Source organism: Deltaproteobacteria bacterium (genome assembly GCA_016874735.1).
Classification (GTDB): Bacteria; Bdellovibrionota_B; Oligoflexia; order Oligoflexales; family CAIYRB01; genus CAIYRB01.
Genome location: VGTI01000028.1, coordinates 15,500 through 30,518 on the forward strand (window position 1 = coordinate 15,500; position 15,019 = coordinate 30,518).

General features: G+C 55.6%; 16 protein-coding genes. 7 read left to right on the top strand and 9 right to left on the bottom strand.

Translation table 11 applies throughout. The annotated features are described in order from the left end of the window. Positions 1–14 precede the first annotated feature (14 nt). Positions 15–953 carry a hypothetical protein gene (locus FJ146_11870; protein ID MBM4252661.1) on the top strand — a complete coding sequence of 313 codons (939 nt, stop codon included), beginning with the start codon at positions 15–17 and terminating at the stop codon, positions 951–953. Between the two features lie 43 nt (positions 954–996). On the opposite strand, the gene FJ146_11875 is transcribed toward FJ146_11870, so the two are convergent. Then, the gene (locus FJ146_11875) at positions 997–2,382 is read right to left on the bottom strand and encodes a hypothetical protein (protein MBM4252662.1); all 1,386 of its coding nucleotides are present in this window, start codon (positions 2,380–2,382) and stop codon (positions 997–999) included. A 121-nt stretch (positions 2,383–2,503) separates the two neighbouring features. Here FJ146_11875 and FJ146_11880 point away from each other — a divergent pair, with 121 nt between their 5' ends. Then, on the top strand, positions 2,504–2,836 hold the full coding sequence (locus FJ146_11880; protein MBM4252663.1) for an Hpt domain-containing protein: 333 nt from the start codon (positions 2,504–2,506) through the stop codon (positions 2,834–2,836). Here FJ146_11880 and FJ146_11885 read toward each other — a convergent pair. From FJ146_11885 to FJ146_11895, 3 genes are all read right to left on the bottom strand, one after another. Then, positions 2,796–3,302, bottom strand: coding sequence for a response regulator (locus tag FJ146_11885; GenBank protein MBM4252664.1), 507 nt, complete (start codon positions 3,300–3,302; stop codon positions 2,796–2,798). The genes FJ146_11880 and FJ146_11885 overlap by 41 nt on opposite strands. Positions 3,303–3,342: 40 nt before the next feature. After that, the gene (locus FJ146_11890; GenBank protein MBM4252665.1) at positions 3,343–3,882 is read right to left on the bottom strand and encodes a response regulator; all 540 of its coding nucleotides are present in this window, start codon (positions 3,880–3,882) and stop codon (positions 3,343–3,345) included. A gap of 95 nt (positions 3,883–3,977) precedes the next feature. After that, positions 3,978–4,982: a sigma-54-dependent Fis family transcriptional regulator gene (locus FJ146_11895; GenBank protein ID MBM4252666.1), complete on the bottom strand. Its 1,005-nt coding sequence runs from the start codon at positions 4,980–4,982 to the stop codon at positions 3,978–3,980. Positions 4,983–5,195: 213 nt separating this feature from the next. Between FJ146_11895 and FJ146_11900 the strand changes: the two genes are divergently transcribed. After that, positions 5,196–6,185 (top strand): phosphoribosylaminoimidazolesuccinocarboxamide synthase, encoded by a 990-nt coding sequence (locus FJ146_11900; protein MBM4252667.1) that lies wholly within the window; start codon positions 5,196–5,198, stop codon positions 6,183–6,185. On the opposite strand, the gene FJ146_11905 is transcribed toward FJ146_11900, so the two are convergent. The 4 genes from FJ146_11905 to mreC form a co-directional block, all read right to left on the bottom strand. Continuing rightward, positions 6,174–6,608 (bottom strand): response regulator, encoded by a 435-nt coding sequence (locus tag FJ146_11905; protein MBM4252668.1) that lies wholly within the window; start codon positions 6,606–6,608, stop codon positions 6,174–6,176. The two genes, FJ146_11900 and FJ146_11905, sit on opposite strands and share 12 nt — an antisense overlap. A 96-nt stretch (positions 6,609–6,704) precedes the next feature. Further along, the gene (gene mrdA / locus FJ146_11910; GenBank protein MBM4252669.1) at positions 6,705–8,615 is read right to left on the bottom strand and encodes a penicillin-binding protein 2; all 1,911 of its coding nucleotides are present in this window, start codon (positions 8,613–8,615) and stop codon (positions 6,705–6,707) included. Position 8,616: 1 nt separating this feature from the next. Further along, the gene (locus FJ146_11915) at positions 8,617–9,180 is read right to left on the bottom strand and encodes a hypothetical protein (protein ID MBM4252670.1); all 564 of its coding nucleotides are present in this window, start codon (positions 9,178–9,180) and stop codon (positions 8,617–8,619) included. After that, complete coding sequence (gene mreC / locus FJ146_11920; protein ID MBM4252671.1) at positions 9,180–10,067, bottom strand: rod shape-determining protein MreC; 888 nt, start codon at positions 10,065–10,067, stop codon at positions 9,180–9,182. Before mreC ends, FJ146_11915 begins: the two co-directional genes overlap by 1 nt. A 156-nt stretch (positions 10,068–10,223) precedes the next feature. Between mreC and FJ146_11925 the strand changes: the two genes are divergently transcribed. Next, entirely contained in the window at positions 10,224–11,831 is a 1,608-nt protein-coding gene (locus FJ146_11925; GenBank protein MBM4252672.1) for a hypothetical protein, read from the top strand. After that, the gene (locus FJ146_11930) at positions 11,776–12,717 is read left to right on the top strand and encodes a hypothetical protein (GenBank protein MBM4252673.1); all 942 of its coding nucleotides are present in this window, start codon (positions 11,776–11,778) and stop codon (positions 12,715–12,717) included. The genes FJ146_11925 and FJ146_11930 overlap by 56 nt, the downstream gene beginning before the upstream one ends. On the opposite strand, the gene FJ146_11935 is transcribed toward FJ146_11930, so the two are convergent. Next, positions 12,714–13,154: a hypothetical protein gene (locus tag FJ146_11935; protein ID MBM4252674.1), complete on the bottom strand. Its 441-nt coding sequence runs from the start codon at positions 13,152–13,154 to the stop codon at positions 12,714–12,716. The two genes, FJ146_11930 and FJ146_11935, sit on opposite strands and share 4 nt — an antisense overlap. Before the next feature lie 239 nt (positions 13,155–13,393). On the opposite strand from FJ146_11935, the gene FJ146_11940 reads away from it, so the two are divergent. Then, the gene (locus FJ146_11940) at positions 13,394–14,431 is read left to right on the top strand and encodes a hypothetical protein (protein MBM4252675.1); all 1,038 of its coding nucleotides are present in this window, start codon (positions 13,394–13,396) and stop codon (positions 14,429–14,431) included. Beyond that, positions 14,428–15,018 carry a tRNA-(ms[2]io[6]A)-hydroxylase gene (locus FJ146_11945; GenBank protein MBM4252676.1) on the top strand — a complete coding sequence of 197 codons (591 nt, stop codon included), beginning with the start codon at positions 14,428–14,430 and terminating at the stop codon, positions 15,016–15,018. Before FJ146_11940 ends, FJ146_11945 begins: the two co-directional genes overlap by 4 nt. Position 15,019: the final 1 nt, after the last annotated feature.

The window sequence follows — 15,019 nt, forward strand, 5'->3', positions numbered from 1 at the left end:
ATGAGGACGCACCCATGGCTCAGCCAAGCTCAATGCCACCACCTACGGACCCCAGAATTATCATCATCGGTGACGGCGCTGTCGGCACGGGCGTGGCTAGTTTACTTGCCGGTTTAGGTTTAGCACCGCGCTTTATCGGGCGATCTGGTCCGGTGGCCGTGGACGCAGTCGTGCAGGGATACGGTACGGATGATGCTACATGGCAGGGGCACGTACCTGCGGCCACCGCTGCCGATGTGGCGACGGCGTCACTGGCTGTGGTCACCGTGAAGGCTTTTGATGTGGCGCAAGCATTACGGGAATGCCGTGCGCTACCGGCTGGTGCTGCCGTGTGGCCGCTCGGCAACGGTGCCATTTACGAGGCACTGAGTTTGGAGATCGAGCGGAGACCTGACCTAGTTTGGCGCCTTGGTTACTGCACGTTTGGTATTAGTGTAACAGCACCGCGTCATTACGCCTGGCGCTCGCGTACGGGGGAGTTTGCTGTCGGTCCATCGCACCAATCCGCACCGAGCAAGAGCGCACTAACTCCTGTGGAGGCGATGATTTTTGCGCGTGCTCCGCGCCAATTTAAGTGGCATAGCCAAATCGCCTGGCTCCACAGGCGTAAGTGGCTCTTCAACACCGTGATCAATTCAATGACGGCGACCCGGCAATTGGCGCACAATGGAGATTTGCTGGCTGACTTGCCGTCACTGGTTGCTGTTTTTCACGAAACTTGGCTGCTGGGTGGCCAATTATGGGGTGCGTGGCCCTTGGCCCGCGAGGATGTATATCACGCACTGCTCAAGCTCATAGAAGCGACGGCGGCCAATGAAAACTCCATGGCGCGTGATCGGCGCTTGGGGCGCCCGACGGAGACCGATTTTTTGGCCGGACTTGCCCATGATGAGCGCGCATATCCTCTGCTCACTGCTATGCACAGGACGTTAAAAAACGAATCAGCCACTTGACGCTGACTCTCGCGCGTCAAGTGGCTGACTGTGCCGGGGAGGCTTAGTGGGCCAATGGGGGAGGAACCTGGGGGACTATCACGATATCGACGCGTCGGTTCTGGGCGCGTCCGGATACAGTTTTGTTTGAGGCGACTGGATACTGATCACCTAGACCCTCGGCACGCATGGTGAGGTGCTTTGCAGGGTCCTTAGCCTTAGCGGACTCGAGAAAGTCACGCACGGCTTCAGCACGGGCCAGAGACACGGCTTGATTGCTAGCGCTATCGCCCGTGGCATCAGTATGACCTTGGATCACAACCTCGGCCGGAGCAAAGGTGTCGATCACCGTGCGGACACGGTTCAGGAGACCAAAGCGATTTGAATTTAGAGATGACTGTCCGGGCAGAAACCTGAGATCGATAAGACGCATGGTTACCGTGCGACCCTGCTGCACTAACTGGACCTCTGCCGATGAGAACTCACGCTGCGCTTCCTTGATTTTGTCTTGGAAGCTCTTAGTCGCAGCTAGCTCCGCCTCGCGTTGCTCGGTAGCCTCAAGCTCTTCTGTTGTTTTAGCTAGTTCTTTGTCTTTGGCTTTGACTTGAGCACTCTCGGCCGCAAGTTTTTCTGCGCTCGATTCGCGTTCTAGGACGATGGCTTCGCCGTCTGCGGCATTGAGGGCTTTGGAGTCACGGGTGATTTTCAGCAGTCTTTTGCCGTCAGCGGCTAACGATTCGCTCAACTTTCGTAGCGTCAGTTTACTTCGTAGATTGATAGCGACATGACTTGATGCCTCTTTGATTTTTTGTTCCAGCTGGGTCAGTGTACGTGGTGCGTGTGTCTTCGCGCCCTCACGTAGAGCCTGATCACGCAGGTGTTCGGCCGGACCAGTCGTGCCAAGCTGCATCGCTTTTAACTCGACAGCGGCATAGTCTTGCTGCAAGGCGGCCCGTTTCTTTATAGCAGGCGATTTATCGTTTTCCTCTAAGTCTTCTGTGATTTTCTTCAGGCGATCATCAGCTTTCTCCAGCCCTTTGCGGTCGTAGTCAAGAGCATGAGCATCGAGAGCCGCTTGTCGCGCCTCGATCACTCCAGGTATCACATCTTCGGCCATTTTTATCGTCGCTTCGGTGCGCGTTAGGTAGGCCTTAGCTTTAGCAACTTCATGTAATATTTTTTTGTTCGCCGCATTCTTGTCGCGTTCGACTTTCGCCGTGTGCAGATATTCTTTGGTTGATTTGAAGTAGCTTGGAGCAAGAACGTCACCCTGATGTTCGGCAGCGCGCGAGAGGCCATCCTCGACTTTACTGATCTCGGCCGAGGGGTCTGCGTGTGGTGGTAGTTCTTCGATCGGTACAGTCTGACAACTCATGGCGAAGAGGACTGGGACGACTGAGAGGACGGGTAAGATACCGCTGCGCGCCTGCGTCTTCCAAACTTGTTGCATAATCAACCTCAAGTGATAAGTGTGACCGAGTCAGCATGGAGCGCATTGCAAACAAAATGCCAATAGTGCATAGCCATGCCAGACGTCATGCAGACCCGATGTCCTATGTGAGGTTTTCATCATGAATATTACCCATGACAAGTTGCAGCCCATGAAATCTATCTTTGCAACGGACGAGGTGATCGCTGAGATTTTGCCTGAATTTGTGCGTAATTTGACGGGATATGTCGATAAAATAAGGTCTGCCGTAGAGCGCGGAGATCATGCACAAGCAGCGCGCGTGTGTCATGACCTGAAGGGCACGGCTGGAGGCTACGGCTTTCCTGAGATCAGTGAGGTAGCGCAGCAACTTGAATCTGCGCTTCAGACTGAAGCAAAAACCACACACCAAATGCTACTAGTGGAGCAAATTGCTACACTATGCCAGCGGGCGCTAATTGGCCTAGATCAGTAATGCCCAGGTGATTCACATAGGGCTCACCAGCAGCAAGGCGCCGGAGCATCCGATCGCGATTTAATGTTGCTTTTGCGGCTCCCAGGATCTGGTGTGCTCCCGCTGCTTTGGGTATGAAGGCGCGCACTGATGGTGGCCAAACGGTGCGTCGATCTTGATGATCGAACCTTTCCCCACTCACTAGGATCACGGGTATATCGGCGCAAAACATGTCAATGTAAGTCGCCAGTTCGTCGCCGCGGATGGAGTCCATAAAAACGTCAATAATGGCGATGTCGTAATTACGAATCCGCGCAAATGATCCCATGGCATATAGAGACTGGAAATAGTGGGCTGAAAAATTAAACTGCCGCGCTGTAGCCGAAATCAGGGCGCCAAAGTACGGATCGTCATCAAAAACTATGAGTTTATCAGTAGTTGGCCCGGGTTCCTCACGTACCTTAGTCATGGCAATCCTCCTTTGCATCACGTTTGTCCAGTCAGCGGAAGCCCTCGTGGCATCTTTCTTAATTCACATTAGCGATACGGTTCGTCGCGTTCCCGTCTGGTGAGATCACTTGTAGCGCATAGTCGAGAATCGTGTGGGCGCCGTTGGTTTTGGTAATGAACCCACGGATACTCGCAGGCCACCCGCAATCCACGGCTGAGGGAATTTGGCTGCCACTGACGATGACGACCGGTACTTGGCTGAAGAAGGCATCGACGTATTCAGCGATCTCGGTGCCTGTGAAGGATTCGAGATAATAATCGACGATCACCAAATCATAATCTTTTAGAGCAGCTACCGACGGCATGTCGGCAAGTGAGGCAAAGGTAGTGATCGGCAGGCCGCGCGCCTCACATACCACGCGAAAGACGGCACGAAACCAGGGGTCGTCATCGATGAGAAGGATCCCTTTATGATGAAAGACAGCCTTCGGTGGCGGAGTTATTTCCATAATCGTCGTGGCGTGGTCTTCTAACCAGTACATCGCGAGCCTCCTGCTTTTGGTGTTCCTAGTTGTCAGCTTATGGAGCGGGGTCAGGAAGCAATGTGCAACTTTCATACCACGTCAATTTGTACTTAGTTGCGTCAATCGGCGCTAAAACGCGCCGTGGGCGGCGTAGGTTGAATACGCCGCCCACTTTAACGCGGAAACCGTCATTTTTCCGCGGAACGTGATGTCTTAAGCAAATCACATGCCAGATTATACCGGTTCATGAGACGGTAGATGTCAGCGCGGTAGCGTCCAGAGATACGTGCAGCTTCTGAGATGTTACCGCGACTGCGTTGCAGTAATTGTCTGATGTAGCTGCGCTCAAATTGTTGCTTGGCCTCTGACAGCGGCAGCGCCAAGAGTGCTGGCGGCAACTGCGAGAGATCTGTGGGTTCCGCGCGCTCTGCGGATTTCATCACATGGATCGCGTCGCTACGAGAAAACATGGTGTCAATTCTCAGCTCGTCATCACTCGCCAGGACCACAGCTCGCTCGATCATGTTCTGCAGCTCGCGCACATTTCCAGGCCAGTCATAATGGATTAATTGTGTCATCGTCGCGTGATCCGGTGATCTCATCCGCCGGTCAAAGCGCCGATTAAATTGCTGAAGAAAGTGCTCGGTCAGTAAAGGGATATCATCGCGACGCTCGCGTAACGGCGGTAATCTCACCACAACCACCGACAGCCTGTAGTAAAGATCCTCTCGGAAGCGTCGCATTTTTGCTTCAGAGGCGATGTCACGATGCGTTGCAGCTATCACACGTGTGGCAATAGGCATGGGTGCAGTGGCTCCGATTGGCGTGATTTGCCGCTCTTGTAAGACGCGCAGCAATTTGGTTTGCAAGGTGAGCGGCATATCGCCTATCTCATCAAGAAGCAGAGTGCCGTCGCTGCACGCCTCGAAGATACCTTTCCGATCGCTCTTGGCATCGGTGAAGCTGCCGCGTCGGTGGCCGAATAGTTCAGACTCTAAGAGCTGCTCCGGTATGGCACCGCAGTTGATGGCCATAAAGGGGCGGTCACCACGCGACGGGGCCGCGTGAATCGCGCGCGCCACTAATTCTTTGCCAGTGCCGGATTCGCCGAGAATGAGCACGGTGGAATCGACTGTTCCTAGTTTGGCGACTAGGCACCTAAGGTCACGGATGGCCTGACTGTTCCCAATCATGTCTGTCTCAACTTGCTCAAACGTTTCAGCCGCAACGGCTTGCGGCGGGGGTGGTGATGGACGCCGTGCTCTATCCCCGATCTTATAAGTTCTTGCAACACGAAATTATAATTTCCTGTCAATTTATACCGTTGGCAAGGACCTCCGCAGTAACGCCTGGTTGACTCCAGACCTTGCCTACATTATTTCCTCCTAGACCAAAAGGAGGGCAGGATGCCGACCGTACAAGAGTTACTTACGGTAATCTCAGCTGATTCTAGTGGGACCGCAGTCGCTGCTCACAGTTATGGCGGGCTGACACCTGAGCAGGTGAAGGCGCTTGCAGCCATGGATCATCCCACCTACACCGGCAAAGTGCGGGACGTCGTGACTGTTGGCGATGAGCTTCTCATCGTCCACTCGGACCGCTTGACAGCCTTCGATCGCTTGATCGCCACCGTCCCCTACAAGGGTACGATCCTGACAGCAATCTCTGCTTATTGGCTGCAAGAGGCGCAGAATGTTGTCCCTACCCATTTTATTGGGCAACCTCATGAGCGCGTCTTGCGCGTCGAACGGGCAACTCCGTTTAAAGTTGAGGTGGTTGTGCGCGGCTATTTGGCCGGTAGCATGCAGCGCGCCTATGCTCTGGGGGAGCGTGTATTCTGCGGTGTCACACTGCCCGAGGGACTTGTGCCCTATGGGCGACTGCCAGCACCAATCATCACGCCCACGACTAAAGCTGCGGCATTCGAGCATGATGAGAACTCATCGCCAGCTGAGCTGATCGCCAAGGGTGTGTGCACCCAAGATGAGTGGGATGAAATCAGCTCCATGGCTCTTAAATTGTTTGCTCACGGTCAGGCTGTTTTTGGGCGCCTCGGATGGTTACTTGTCGACACCAAATACGAATTTGGTAGGACGCCATCGGGTGAGATCAAGGTTATTGATGAGATTCACACACCTGATTCCAGTCGTTTGTGGCTCAAGGAAACTTACGACGCGCACATGGTCCAAGGCCAAGCGCCCGATATGCTCGATAAGGAAGTCGTGCGACGCTATCTTTTAGCGCAAGGCTTTAGTGGTCACGGTCCGGTGCCTCATGTACCCACCAGTGAACTTGTGGGCTTGGCGCATGTTTACCTGAAGGTTGCTGAGACCTTAATTGGTCACAAGCTTGAGACCTCCGGACCGGGCGCCATCGCTATCGAGTCACTGATTTAGTAGGTAGGTTGCCAACCGCTGCGCTAGTTGCAGTGGTTCGCCATCTTTGCACAGATAGTCTGAGTATCCAGCTGCTTTAGCTTCGCGGATGTGGCCGTCGTCACTGTGGCCACTGAGGGCGATCAGTAAGCCCTGGTAGCCGCGCTCACGCATCTCGCGGGCTGCCGCGGTGCCAGACAAGGTCGGCATCTCAAGATCCATGAGAACCAAATCAAATTCTTCGCGTGAGACAAGTTCTAACGCATAGCAGCCCTCTGTAGTGAAGGTTACAGCAGCCCCACTCGCCTCTAAAATGGCCTGATAGAGGCGACATAGATCCCGCGCATCATCGACCACCAGGATTTTGCGTCCTGCCAGGCCACCGAGTGTATCGGGGGAAAGGGTGGGTGAGCGGGCGCTATTTGGGGGGGCACCTTTAGCCATCAGTAGTCGGCTCCCTAGTGCATGAATCAGCCGCACTGCGGCCGCGTCTAGCGCGAATCTAGGGCCAAAACCGATCCTAAGTCAACGAACGATCCGTTACTGGGGCTGCGCCGCGGGGGGCGGACCATCGGACTTACTGACGACGGTTTGTCGCTGTTTTTTTAACTCCCAGAAAGCCGCGATGATCTTGCCAGCGATAGGGGCGGCCGAGCGTCCACCGCCGGAGACCTTGTCGTGCTCACTCACGACGGCAATGGCAATCTCAGGGTTATCGGCTGGGGAAAATGCCGCAAACAGAGCGTGTTCGCGCCAATTCATGCTGACGTCGCGTTGCGTTTTGCCCAGGTTCTTACTGAGCCCTACGACCTGCGCCGAGCCCGTCTTGCCGGCTACGGTAACACCGGGGACTGCCGCGTTCTTACCCGTGCCCTCTTTATCCATGACCACAGCGATCAGGCCTTCTTTAACCTGTTTGAAACTCTCGGCCTTGATCTTATCGATGCGTCGCACAAGTTCCGGCTCTTGCAGCATCACCGTCTCGCCGATGGTGTTGATCACCCGCTTGACCAAGTAGGGGCGCCACAGAGAACCCTCGTTGCCAATCGTGGCAAAAAGGCTGGCGAGCTGTAGGGGCGTCACGCCGTCAGCGCCCTGACCAATCGCCACACTGGGCGTCTCTCCTGTGCTCCACGGGAGGCGGAAGGTGAGCTTTTTCCACGCGGTCGTAGGGATCAGACCAGGTTGCTCAAAGTTAAGTAACAGTCCCGTCTTTTGGCCGAGGCCCAGAATCTGGGCGTATTTGGCAATCCTATCGACGCCGAGCTCCACCCCGACGTTGTAGAAGTAGACGTCGCAGGATTTCATGAGCGCACGCCGTAAATTGACGTTGCCGTGACCACCGTGCTCCCAACAGTGATAAGTCTGTCCGCCAAGTGTGTAATGGCCTGGGCAGTGGAAGGTGGTGTTGGCGTTGATGATGCCTTCCTCAAGTCCTGCCAGCGCAACGACGGCTTTGTAGGTACTGCCCGGCATATAAACACCGCCGGTGGTTTTATCGAGAAAGGGCTTAAAGGGATTGGCTACAAGTGATCTGTACATGTCTTCGGTAAGGCCGCCTTGATACAGGTTGGGGTCGTAGCCCGGCTCGCTCACCATGGACAATATTTCGCCGTTTTGGGGGTTGATCGCGACGACCGCGCCGTTCTTACCGCGGAAGGCCTCGCGTGTGACGCGCTGCAACTCCATGTCTAGCGTTAGTACGAGATCCGAACCTGCCTGCGCTGGTACCAGCGGCAGGTTGATGCCGCTGCGACTTAAGCCTTCTACTTGCCGCCCAAAGGCATCGACCTGGATCAAGCGGTGGCCCCTCTTGCCACGCAGGTATTTTTCCCATCTGGCCTCGAGACCCTGCTTGCCCACTAAGTCGCCGGCCCGGTAATTGCCGCCATCTTTGTTGTTGGCGATTAGCTCTCGTTTACCAATCTCACCGAGATGACCCACCATATGGGATGGAGTGTCAACCTTGTAGTCGCGGCGAGGAGCGACCGAAATGTCGACGCCGGGTAAAAATATTTTGTTTGACTCAATGGTGGCAACTTCGTGCAGCGATAGATTGCGCTTTAGGTTGATCGGAAGGTACTTAGGTTGGCCGCGACTCATCCACAGCCGTCGCTCAAACGCACTCACGGGGATGTGCAGTAGGCGGCCCAGGATCTTAAAGGTGGTCTGCGTGTCGCGCACAAACTGCGGGACGAGAACCAAGTCAAAATAAGGCCGATTGCCGAGTACCACCTGCCCGTGACGATCGAATATCAGACCACGAGGAGCAGCTAACTCGATATATTGGATGCGGTTGGTCTCGGCGATGCGTTTATAAACATCGCCCTTGTATATCTGCACATACCATAGACGGATCAAAAGTAGTGCAGTGACGGCGATGAAAGCCAAATTGACCCAGAGAAAGCGACTTTCGACGATGCGCCGTTCGGCTTGAAAAATGCGCCGCATCTCAAGCCTCCTCGCTACTAATGCCGGTGGCTAAATGCCGGTGGCACAGGACGAGGCCAATGGCGACTCCGGTTAGAAGCATTTCACTTTGGACGCGCAGATATGCCCAACTGAAAATACCGGTACCCGAGTTGACCACTAGTACGAAGGTACTGAAACAAACGAGCCAGAGCTGGCTGATGCCGTAGGTAAATGCCCACGGCATGATGTGTCGCCACGACAGGGTGTCACGCGTCAAATGAATGACCGCAGTAATGACCCAATAACTACACAAGTAAAAACCAGCGGGAGCGGCCGAATGCGTCTCTAAGATTAGGGCTCCAACGCCGGCAAGGAAAAGGCCCCGCGGTAAAGTTTCAAGTACCAGCGACGTGACTAGCCACGGGGTCATGAGGTCGATGGCGAAGACACCACTCGTCAGCGATGGCAGGACTGTATGATGCAGCGTCCCCACGACAAGGAGTAACAACGTATCAAACCAGAGTTGGCCGCTAACCGGCCGAAAGTGCAAAAGCGGCTTTACCTCAGCCCAAAATTCGTGGATGCGTTCCGCTGTCTTCTCCATCAGCGTGCCTGCATATTGAGGGCTTGCTCGAGCCACTGCGGACCGGCAGCGGTGACGATCTTTTCCAACTCTGGGTCAGGATTGAAGATGATCATCACTTCCTCGAGGCGATTATGGTCTACCCACGGCTCGACGGTCACGGACTGAGCGACGTTATCGGTCTCGTAAGTAATCCGCATCACGCGGCCGACGGGAAGACCTTTAGGAAAACCACCGACAATGCCTGAAGTGATCAGCGTGTCACCGATGCGAATTTCGACCCTTTTATGAAGCTGCAGCGTACAGGACGCGTGTGCGGCGCCAGACAAAACACCGCGGACGCGTGTGCGCTGCAGGAGGACGTCGAGGTGAAAGTCGTGATCGACGAGGAGTTGTACGTCCGAGTAGTTGAGACCCGTGCGAATAATTTTGCCGACGATACCGTCCGCTGCCACCACGGGCATGCCGACGCGCACACCGTCGCGACTGCCGCGCGTGATCCTGATCGACTCAAACTGTCCGAGTTCGTCGTGACCGATTACCTCAGCGGCGATCAAGCGTTTTTCCGAGCGGCCGGAGAATCCCAGTAATTTGCGGAGGCGTCCGACCTCTTGGACTTGCTCGTCGTAGTCCATGATGCGCGCCTGCATGGCCGCGAGTTGCGACCGCAGCCGCATGTTCTGGTCAGCGGCGACACTAAGGTGCACGTAGCGCTCCCACGCGTGGGTCATCCCGCGCGCCGTGATTTGCCAGAGTCGCTCCATGGGGTACATGGCGTTCTGCACGATAAGTAGCGCCGCGTTTGGGTTCTCCCACGGGCGCATCGATGTCGAAAAGAACACAAAGGGAGCCAGCAATGCGCTGACCAAAAGCACGACGGCAAAAATCTTTTTCGAGTGTTCGGCCAAGATGCGCCTCGCTTACGCGTCTTTTGGGTGGCAAGGTCCTAGGTCTTTCACTTTATCATCACCGGGTAATTGTGCTACAGCTTAAGCAGCGTTAGCAAAAGGTTACGGTGGGTTGTCTTGAGGTTTCACTGAATTGTCGGGGGAGAGGCTACGCCCATGTCACGCATAAAAGATAAAGCTCTTAACGGCTTAGATGGCGCTAAGCTTAACAAAAACTTCTGGACTTACGCGGTGTTACTCTCTGCCTTGGGGGCGATGACCTTCTTTGGCGTCTGCGATCCTACGGGGGCTAAGTTTGGCCGCGGCGGCGGCGGTAGTGTTGCTGCCAAGGTGGGTGGGGAGCAGATCAGCCGCGTCGAGTTTCAGCGTGCCTATCAGCGGGCCTACAGCCAGTATCAGCGGATCTACCAAGATGCCTTCGATCCCGGTCAGCTACGCCTGGCGCACACGGTCTTGCGGGAGCTTGTCGATGAGAGGGCCCTGTACCTCAAGGCGGTAGCCCTGGGCCTGCGGTCTTCCGATGATGAAATTGTCCAGCTGCTCACCCAAGAAGACGCCTTCAGGGGCGAGGATGGCAAGTTTTCAGACGAGGTCTTCAAGCGCTACCTCGACAGCAACGGTTACACGGAATCGGCCTTTCTTGAGGACATCCGGCGTAGCGTGACGGTGCAGAAGCTGAGGCGCTTTGTCGCGGACTCGTCCTTCGTGTCGCAAAAGGCGGCTGAGCTTGATTACCGCATCACCGAGACGACGCTAGATCTCAGCTTCCTGAAGTTCGATCCGCAAAAGATGGACGTCGCGGTGACACAGGCAGAAGTTGATAAGTTCCTTGCAGAGACGAGCGGTAAGGCGCGCGCCAAGGAATACTTCGAGAAGAACCCGGCCGAGTTCAACAGACCGGAGCAGATCAAGGCGCGGCACATTCTGGTCAGCTTCAAGGGTGCCCGAAATGCGACTGCCGATGCCGAGAAACGCGAGAAAGATGCGGCGCGCAAGCTGGCCGACGACTTGCTCAAAGAGGTGCAGACCCCAGGTGCCGATTTTGTGGTGATCGCGACACGCGCCACAGATGAACCTAGCGGCAAGACCAGCGGGGGCGACCTAGGCTGGTTTGGGCGTGACGCCATGGACAAGTCCTTTAGCGACGCGGCCTTTGTGCTTGAGAAGGGGCAGCTCAGCGGCATCGTCGAATCACCATTTGGTTTTCACATCATCCGGGTCGAAGACAAGAAGTCCGAGCTGAAGCAAACGCTAGAGGCGGCCGAGCGCCAAATTGCCGAAAATCTCCTCCTTAAGGAGAAGCGTCCGCAGATTGCCAAAGAGGCCGCCGACAAAATCTTTGCCGCTCTGAAAGACGGCCAGCCCGCCGATCAACTCCTGGCGCAGTATCATTTGCAATGGGCATCCACAGGCGAAGTGCACGCTGACGCGCGTTATCTCCCTGGGATTGGTGCCAGTAGTGATGTTGGGGACGCTCTTGTTGGACTGCGTCAAGCCGGGGAATTGTTCCCACGGGTCCTCGATGTTCGTGGCAATTTCTACGTGCTGAAACTCAAGCAGCGCAAAGAGCCGGATCTGTCCAAGCTGACCGATGCGAAGCGCAAGCAGCTAGCCGAGACAGCGTCGCTGCAAGAGGGCAGTCAGCTCTTTGCTCAACTTGCCAAAAAGGTCGAAGCTGATCTCGAGAAAAACGCGACCGTTTGGTTGAATCCTGATTTCCTGGCGCTCGACGATACCAAATCTGGGGACAGGAGCGGGGGCTAAACTCGTGGTCGTCCTAATCGTCACTAAGACGACCAATTACGAATTACACGGCGCTCTGATCGAGTCGAAAGTCAACCATGGCCTGGTGGCCCGCGACTCGCTGACGCGCCTTAAACAAGCTCATGGTGAGCACTACGAGACCTTGAGCAGACTGCGCACGGCGCTTGCTGCTGCAGGTCTCGCGTGGGACGAGGTGAGCCGCGATTTTCCGCGGCCTTGGAGCAAGTCTTACGATTTGGTGATTACCGTAGGTGGTGATGGCACACTATTAGCGGCGTCGCACCAACTCGCTCACGGTGGGCTCATCGCTGGTGTGCGCTCGTCGACCTTGAGTGTGGGATACCTCTGTACGGCTGGTACCGACGCGGTGGAACCACTGGTTCAGGCCATTGCGACGAGTCGTCTCAAGAGCTCTGTAGTCCATCGTCTTAAGGCTAGAGTGAAGCGGATCGATGTCGGTGACGAGATCGAGACCACGCCTGTGCTTAATGATTTTCTATACGCCAACGCCAACCCGGCAGCGACGACGCGCTACCGATTGCGCTACGGTGATAAAGAGGAAGTCCATCGTTCAAGTGGTATTTGGGTGGCGACCGCTACGGGTAGCACGGCAGCGATCCTTGCTGCGGGTGGCGAACGCCGTCCGCCCGATGATGCTCTGTACCAATACCGCGTCAGGGAGCTCTACAAATTCGACCTTGGCTCGCCCGAGATTGAGGGCGGACTCTTTGATCCCTCGCAGACCGTGCTAGAGATCGAGAACCGCTGCCCGGCGGCCATCTTGGCCACCGACGGTCAACATGGAGTGATTGATCTCGTCTATGGCGACCGCATTAGCTTTGCGGCGGCCGCGCCTATCAATCTCGTCCGCGGCTGGCACGATTAGTGTGCCGGCTTGCAATTGGTTTTGTAGCGGCGCACGCCGAACAGCCAATCTTCCTCAACATCGACGATCGCTGCAGTTTTAGCGACCGCAGTGGGCCACGTCATGCGTAACGACTGCGAGCTAGAGCGGCAGAAAAACTGTGTGCCCTTGCCACTGGGATTAGGTTGTTGGCGGCACCGCCCAAATTGGCCTGAGTCGCTAGCACCGAAAAGTATGCGGACCAGCTTATCCTCGTCACCGGTATCGTCGTCGGTCTCTTCTTGTTCAATGATGATGAGTTGGTGGTAGGAGCCCGGGGCGGCCTCGCAGCGAAAAAGCTCGGGATTCGGCTTCTGATCATCGTCGTTCTTGACGACCTCGTCACTCGAGGTGCCGCTGCCTGTACAGCCGGCAGTCCATAAAAGTAGCGACAAAAATACGGTCATTACAACGTACATGCAGAGTCCCCTTTCGGAACCATCGGCTCGATGTTGCGCATCATCCACGCCTGTGTGCGACTCGCGTCACCGTTTAATTTTGCCTGAAACACTTTGTGATTTCAACGGGTTGAGTATTGGGGTTGGGGTTATTACAAAATACCCAAAACTCTCTCACGAATCGCCATGGTTACGCCGATACCTAAATAAGTCCTGCGACGGAGTCAGCGTCAAGGTCACAAACGGCTGGAGGCTAACATATGGGTGTCAAGAAGACCCGCAATCCAAAATCAAAAGAGGGATCTCCGAGAACGCGCGTGAGCAAGGCCGACGTACGACTAGCGATTATGGGTGAAGAGCGACGATTGCGCGAGCGATACAAGCTCCTCCAACACCAGAACGCCATCGGTGCCGCCATCATCATCACTAGCTTGGTACTCAACCTAGGCCTTGCCGTTGGCTACGCACTGGCGATCGTACCGACCGCGGTAGCCGTGCTCGGTATTGCTTTCGGTCTGTCACTCCTGCATGAGATCGAGCATGACCTGATCCATAATCTTTACTTTGCCGGGCATAAGAAGCTGCAGAATTTCGTCTTTCGCCTGATATGGGTAGTTAAACTTCATGCTAATCCGATTTGGCGCCGCAAGGTCCATTTGCGTCACCATGCAAAGAGCGGGCAAATTGGCGACTGGGAGGAGCGGCTGCTTGGTCTTGGCGACCACGTGATCTGGCGACGCCTTGTGGCTATCCTTATCCCATTCGGATCGCACTTGTATTTCGGGCCAGTTGCCTCGACTGATCCTGAGTTCAGTAGAACCGAAACTTTTAAATCCAACCTGCCGGCGGGAGCTACTTTCGTGATTTTGGCGCTCCTAGGCATCCTGCACCTGGTGCTACCAGCCTCGGTGCACGTCCGCGCGCCTGAGGCGTTTTGGAGTGCCGCTGCATGGCTCAACGTGGTCTGGCTCCTGCCGGGAATCGTCCGCCACACGGCCATCACCCTGATGACGACCTCAGTGCACTACGCCGGCGATATCCCTGCTGGAGACGTCCGGTACGAGAATCAGATCGTGGACCACTGGCTCTATTTGCCTCTGCAGCTCTTTTGTTTTAACTTCGGAGCGACCCACGTGATTCATCATTACGTTGCTGCACAACCATTCTATTTGCGGCAGATGGTCAGCGCTAAGGTTAAGCCAGTGCTCTTGGCGGTGGGTGTTAGGCACAACGATCTAAAGATCTTACAACGTGCTAATCGCTGGCATTACCATCGTGAGGACGCTAACGCGGCATGAGTGAGATTGATCTGCTGCCTCTCACCGAGGCAACGCCCCCTGCGTGGATTGAAGTGGTCAAAGAGAATTTTGATGCATTTCTTCTGGATCATGCCTCGTGCGAGCGCAAGGCGGCCGCCTCGGCGCTATCGCTCCTAGCGCGTCATGCGGATCAGCCCATGCTGGTTGAGACCATGGTGACATTGGCCCGCGAGGAGCTCGATCATTTCGGTCAGGTACACCGGATCATTCTCAAACGCGGGCTCACGCTGCTGCCCGACGAGAAGGACCCCTACGTCAATCAACTTTTGACGGTCGTCAGGCAGCAGCCGGCTGAACGTCTCCTTGACCGGTTGCTCGTGTCGGCGCTGATCGAGGCACGTAGCTGCGAGCGGTTCCTCATTCTGAGTCAGGCGGAGCTGCCTGACGCAGATCTCAGTCAGTTTTACCGCGCGCTTTACCGGTCTGAGGCCGGTCATTTCCGCGTGTTTCATAGGTTGGCTGAGCGAATTTTTGGTGCCGCCGCGGTGGCCAGTCGGTGGCCCGAACTCTGCCGCTTCGAGGGGGCGGTCATGCGGGGAGCACCGCTCCGTCCTGCCGTGCACTAGA

What these genes read in the sequence shown, in the direction of transcription:
- FJ146_11870 (MBM4252661.1), top strand. Translation starts at nt 15, where the DNA reads ATGGCTCAGCCAAGCTCAATGCCACCACCTACGGACCCCAGAATTATC.
- FJ146_11875 (MBM4252662.1), bottom strand. Translation starts at nt 2,382, where the DNA reads ATGCAACAAGTTTGGAAGACGCAGGCGCGCAGCGGTATCTTACCCGTC.
- FJ146_11880 (MBM4252663.1), top strand. Translation starts at nt 2,504, where the DNA reads ATGAATATTACCCATGACAAGTTGCAGCCCATGAAATCTATCTTTGCA.
- FJ146_11885 (MBM4252664.1), bottom strand. Translation starts at nt 3,302, where the DNA reads ATGCAAAGGAGGATTGCCATGACTAAGGTACGTGAGGAACCCGGGCCA.
- FJ146_11890 (MBM4252665.1), bottom strand. Translation starts at nt 3,882, where the DNA reads ATGAAAGTTGCACATTGCTTCCTGACCCCGCTCCATAAGCTGACAACT.
- FJ146_11895 (MBM4252666.1), bottom strand. Translation starts at nt 4,982, where the DNA reads ATGATTGGGAACAGTCAGGCCATCCGTGACCTTAGGTGCCTAGTCGCC.
- FJ146_11900 (MBM4252667.1), top strand. Translation starts at nt 5,196, where the DNA reads ATGCCGACCGTACAAGAGTTACTTACGGTAATCTCAGCTGATTCTAGT.
- FJ146_11905 (MBM4252668.1), bottom strand. Translation starts at nt 6,608, where the DNA reads ATGGCTAAAGGTGCCCCCCCAAATAGCGCCCGCTCACCCACCCTTTCC.
- mrdA (MBM4252669.1), bottom strand. Translation starts at nt 8,615, where the DNA reads ATGCGGCGCATTTTTCAAGCCGAACGGCGCATCGTCGAAAGTCGCTTT.
- FJ146_11915 (MBM4252670.1), bottom strand. Translation starts at nt 9,180, where the DNA reads ATGGAGAAGACAGCGGAACGCATCCACGAATTTTGGGCTGAGGTAAAG.
- FJ146_11925 (MBM4252672.1), top strand. Translation starts at nt 10,224, where the DNA reads ATGTCACGCATAAAAGATAAAGCTCTTAACGGCTTAGATGGCGCTAAG.
- FJ146_11935 (MBM4252674.1), bottom strand. Translation starts at nt 13,154, where the DNA reads ATGTACGTTGTAATGACCGTATTTTTGTCGCTACTTTTATGGACTGCC.
- FJ146_11940 (MBM4252675.1), top strand. Translation starts at nt 13,394, where the DNA reads ATGGGTGTCAAGAAGACCCGCAATCCAAAATCAAAAGAGGGATCTCCG.
- FJ146_11945 (MBM4252676.1), top strand. Translation starts at nt 14,428, where the DNA reads ATGAGTGAGATTGATCTGCTGCCTCTCACCGAGGCAACGCCCCCTGCG.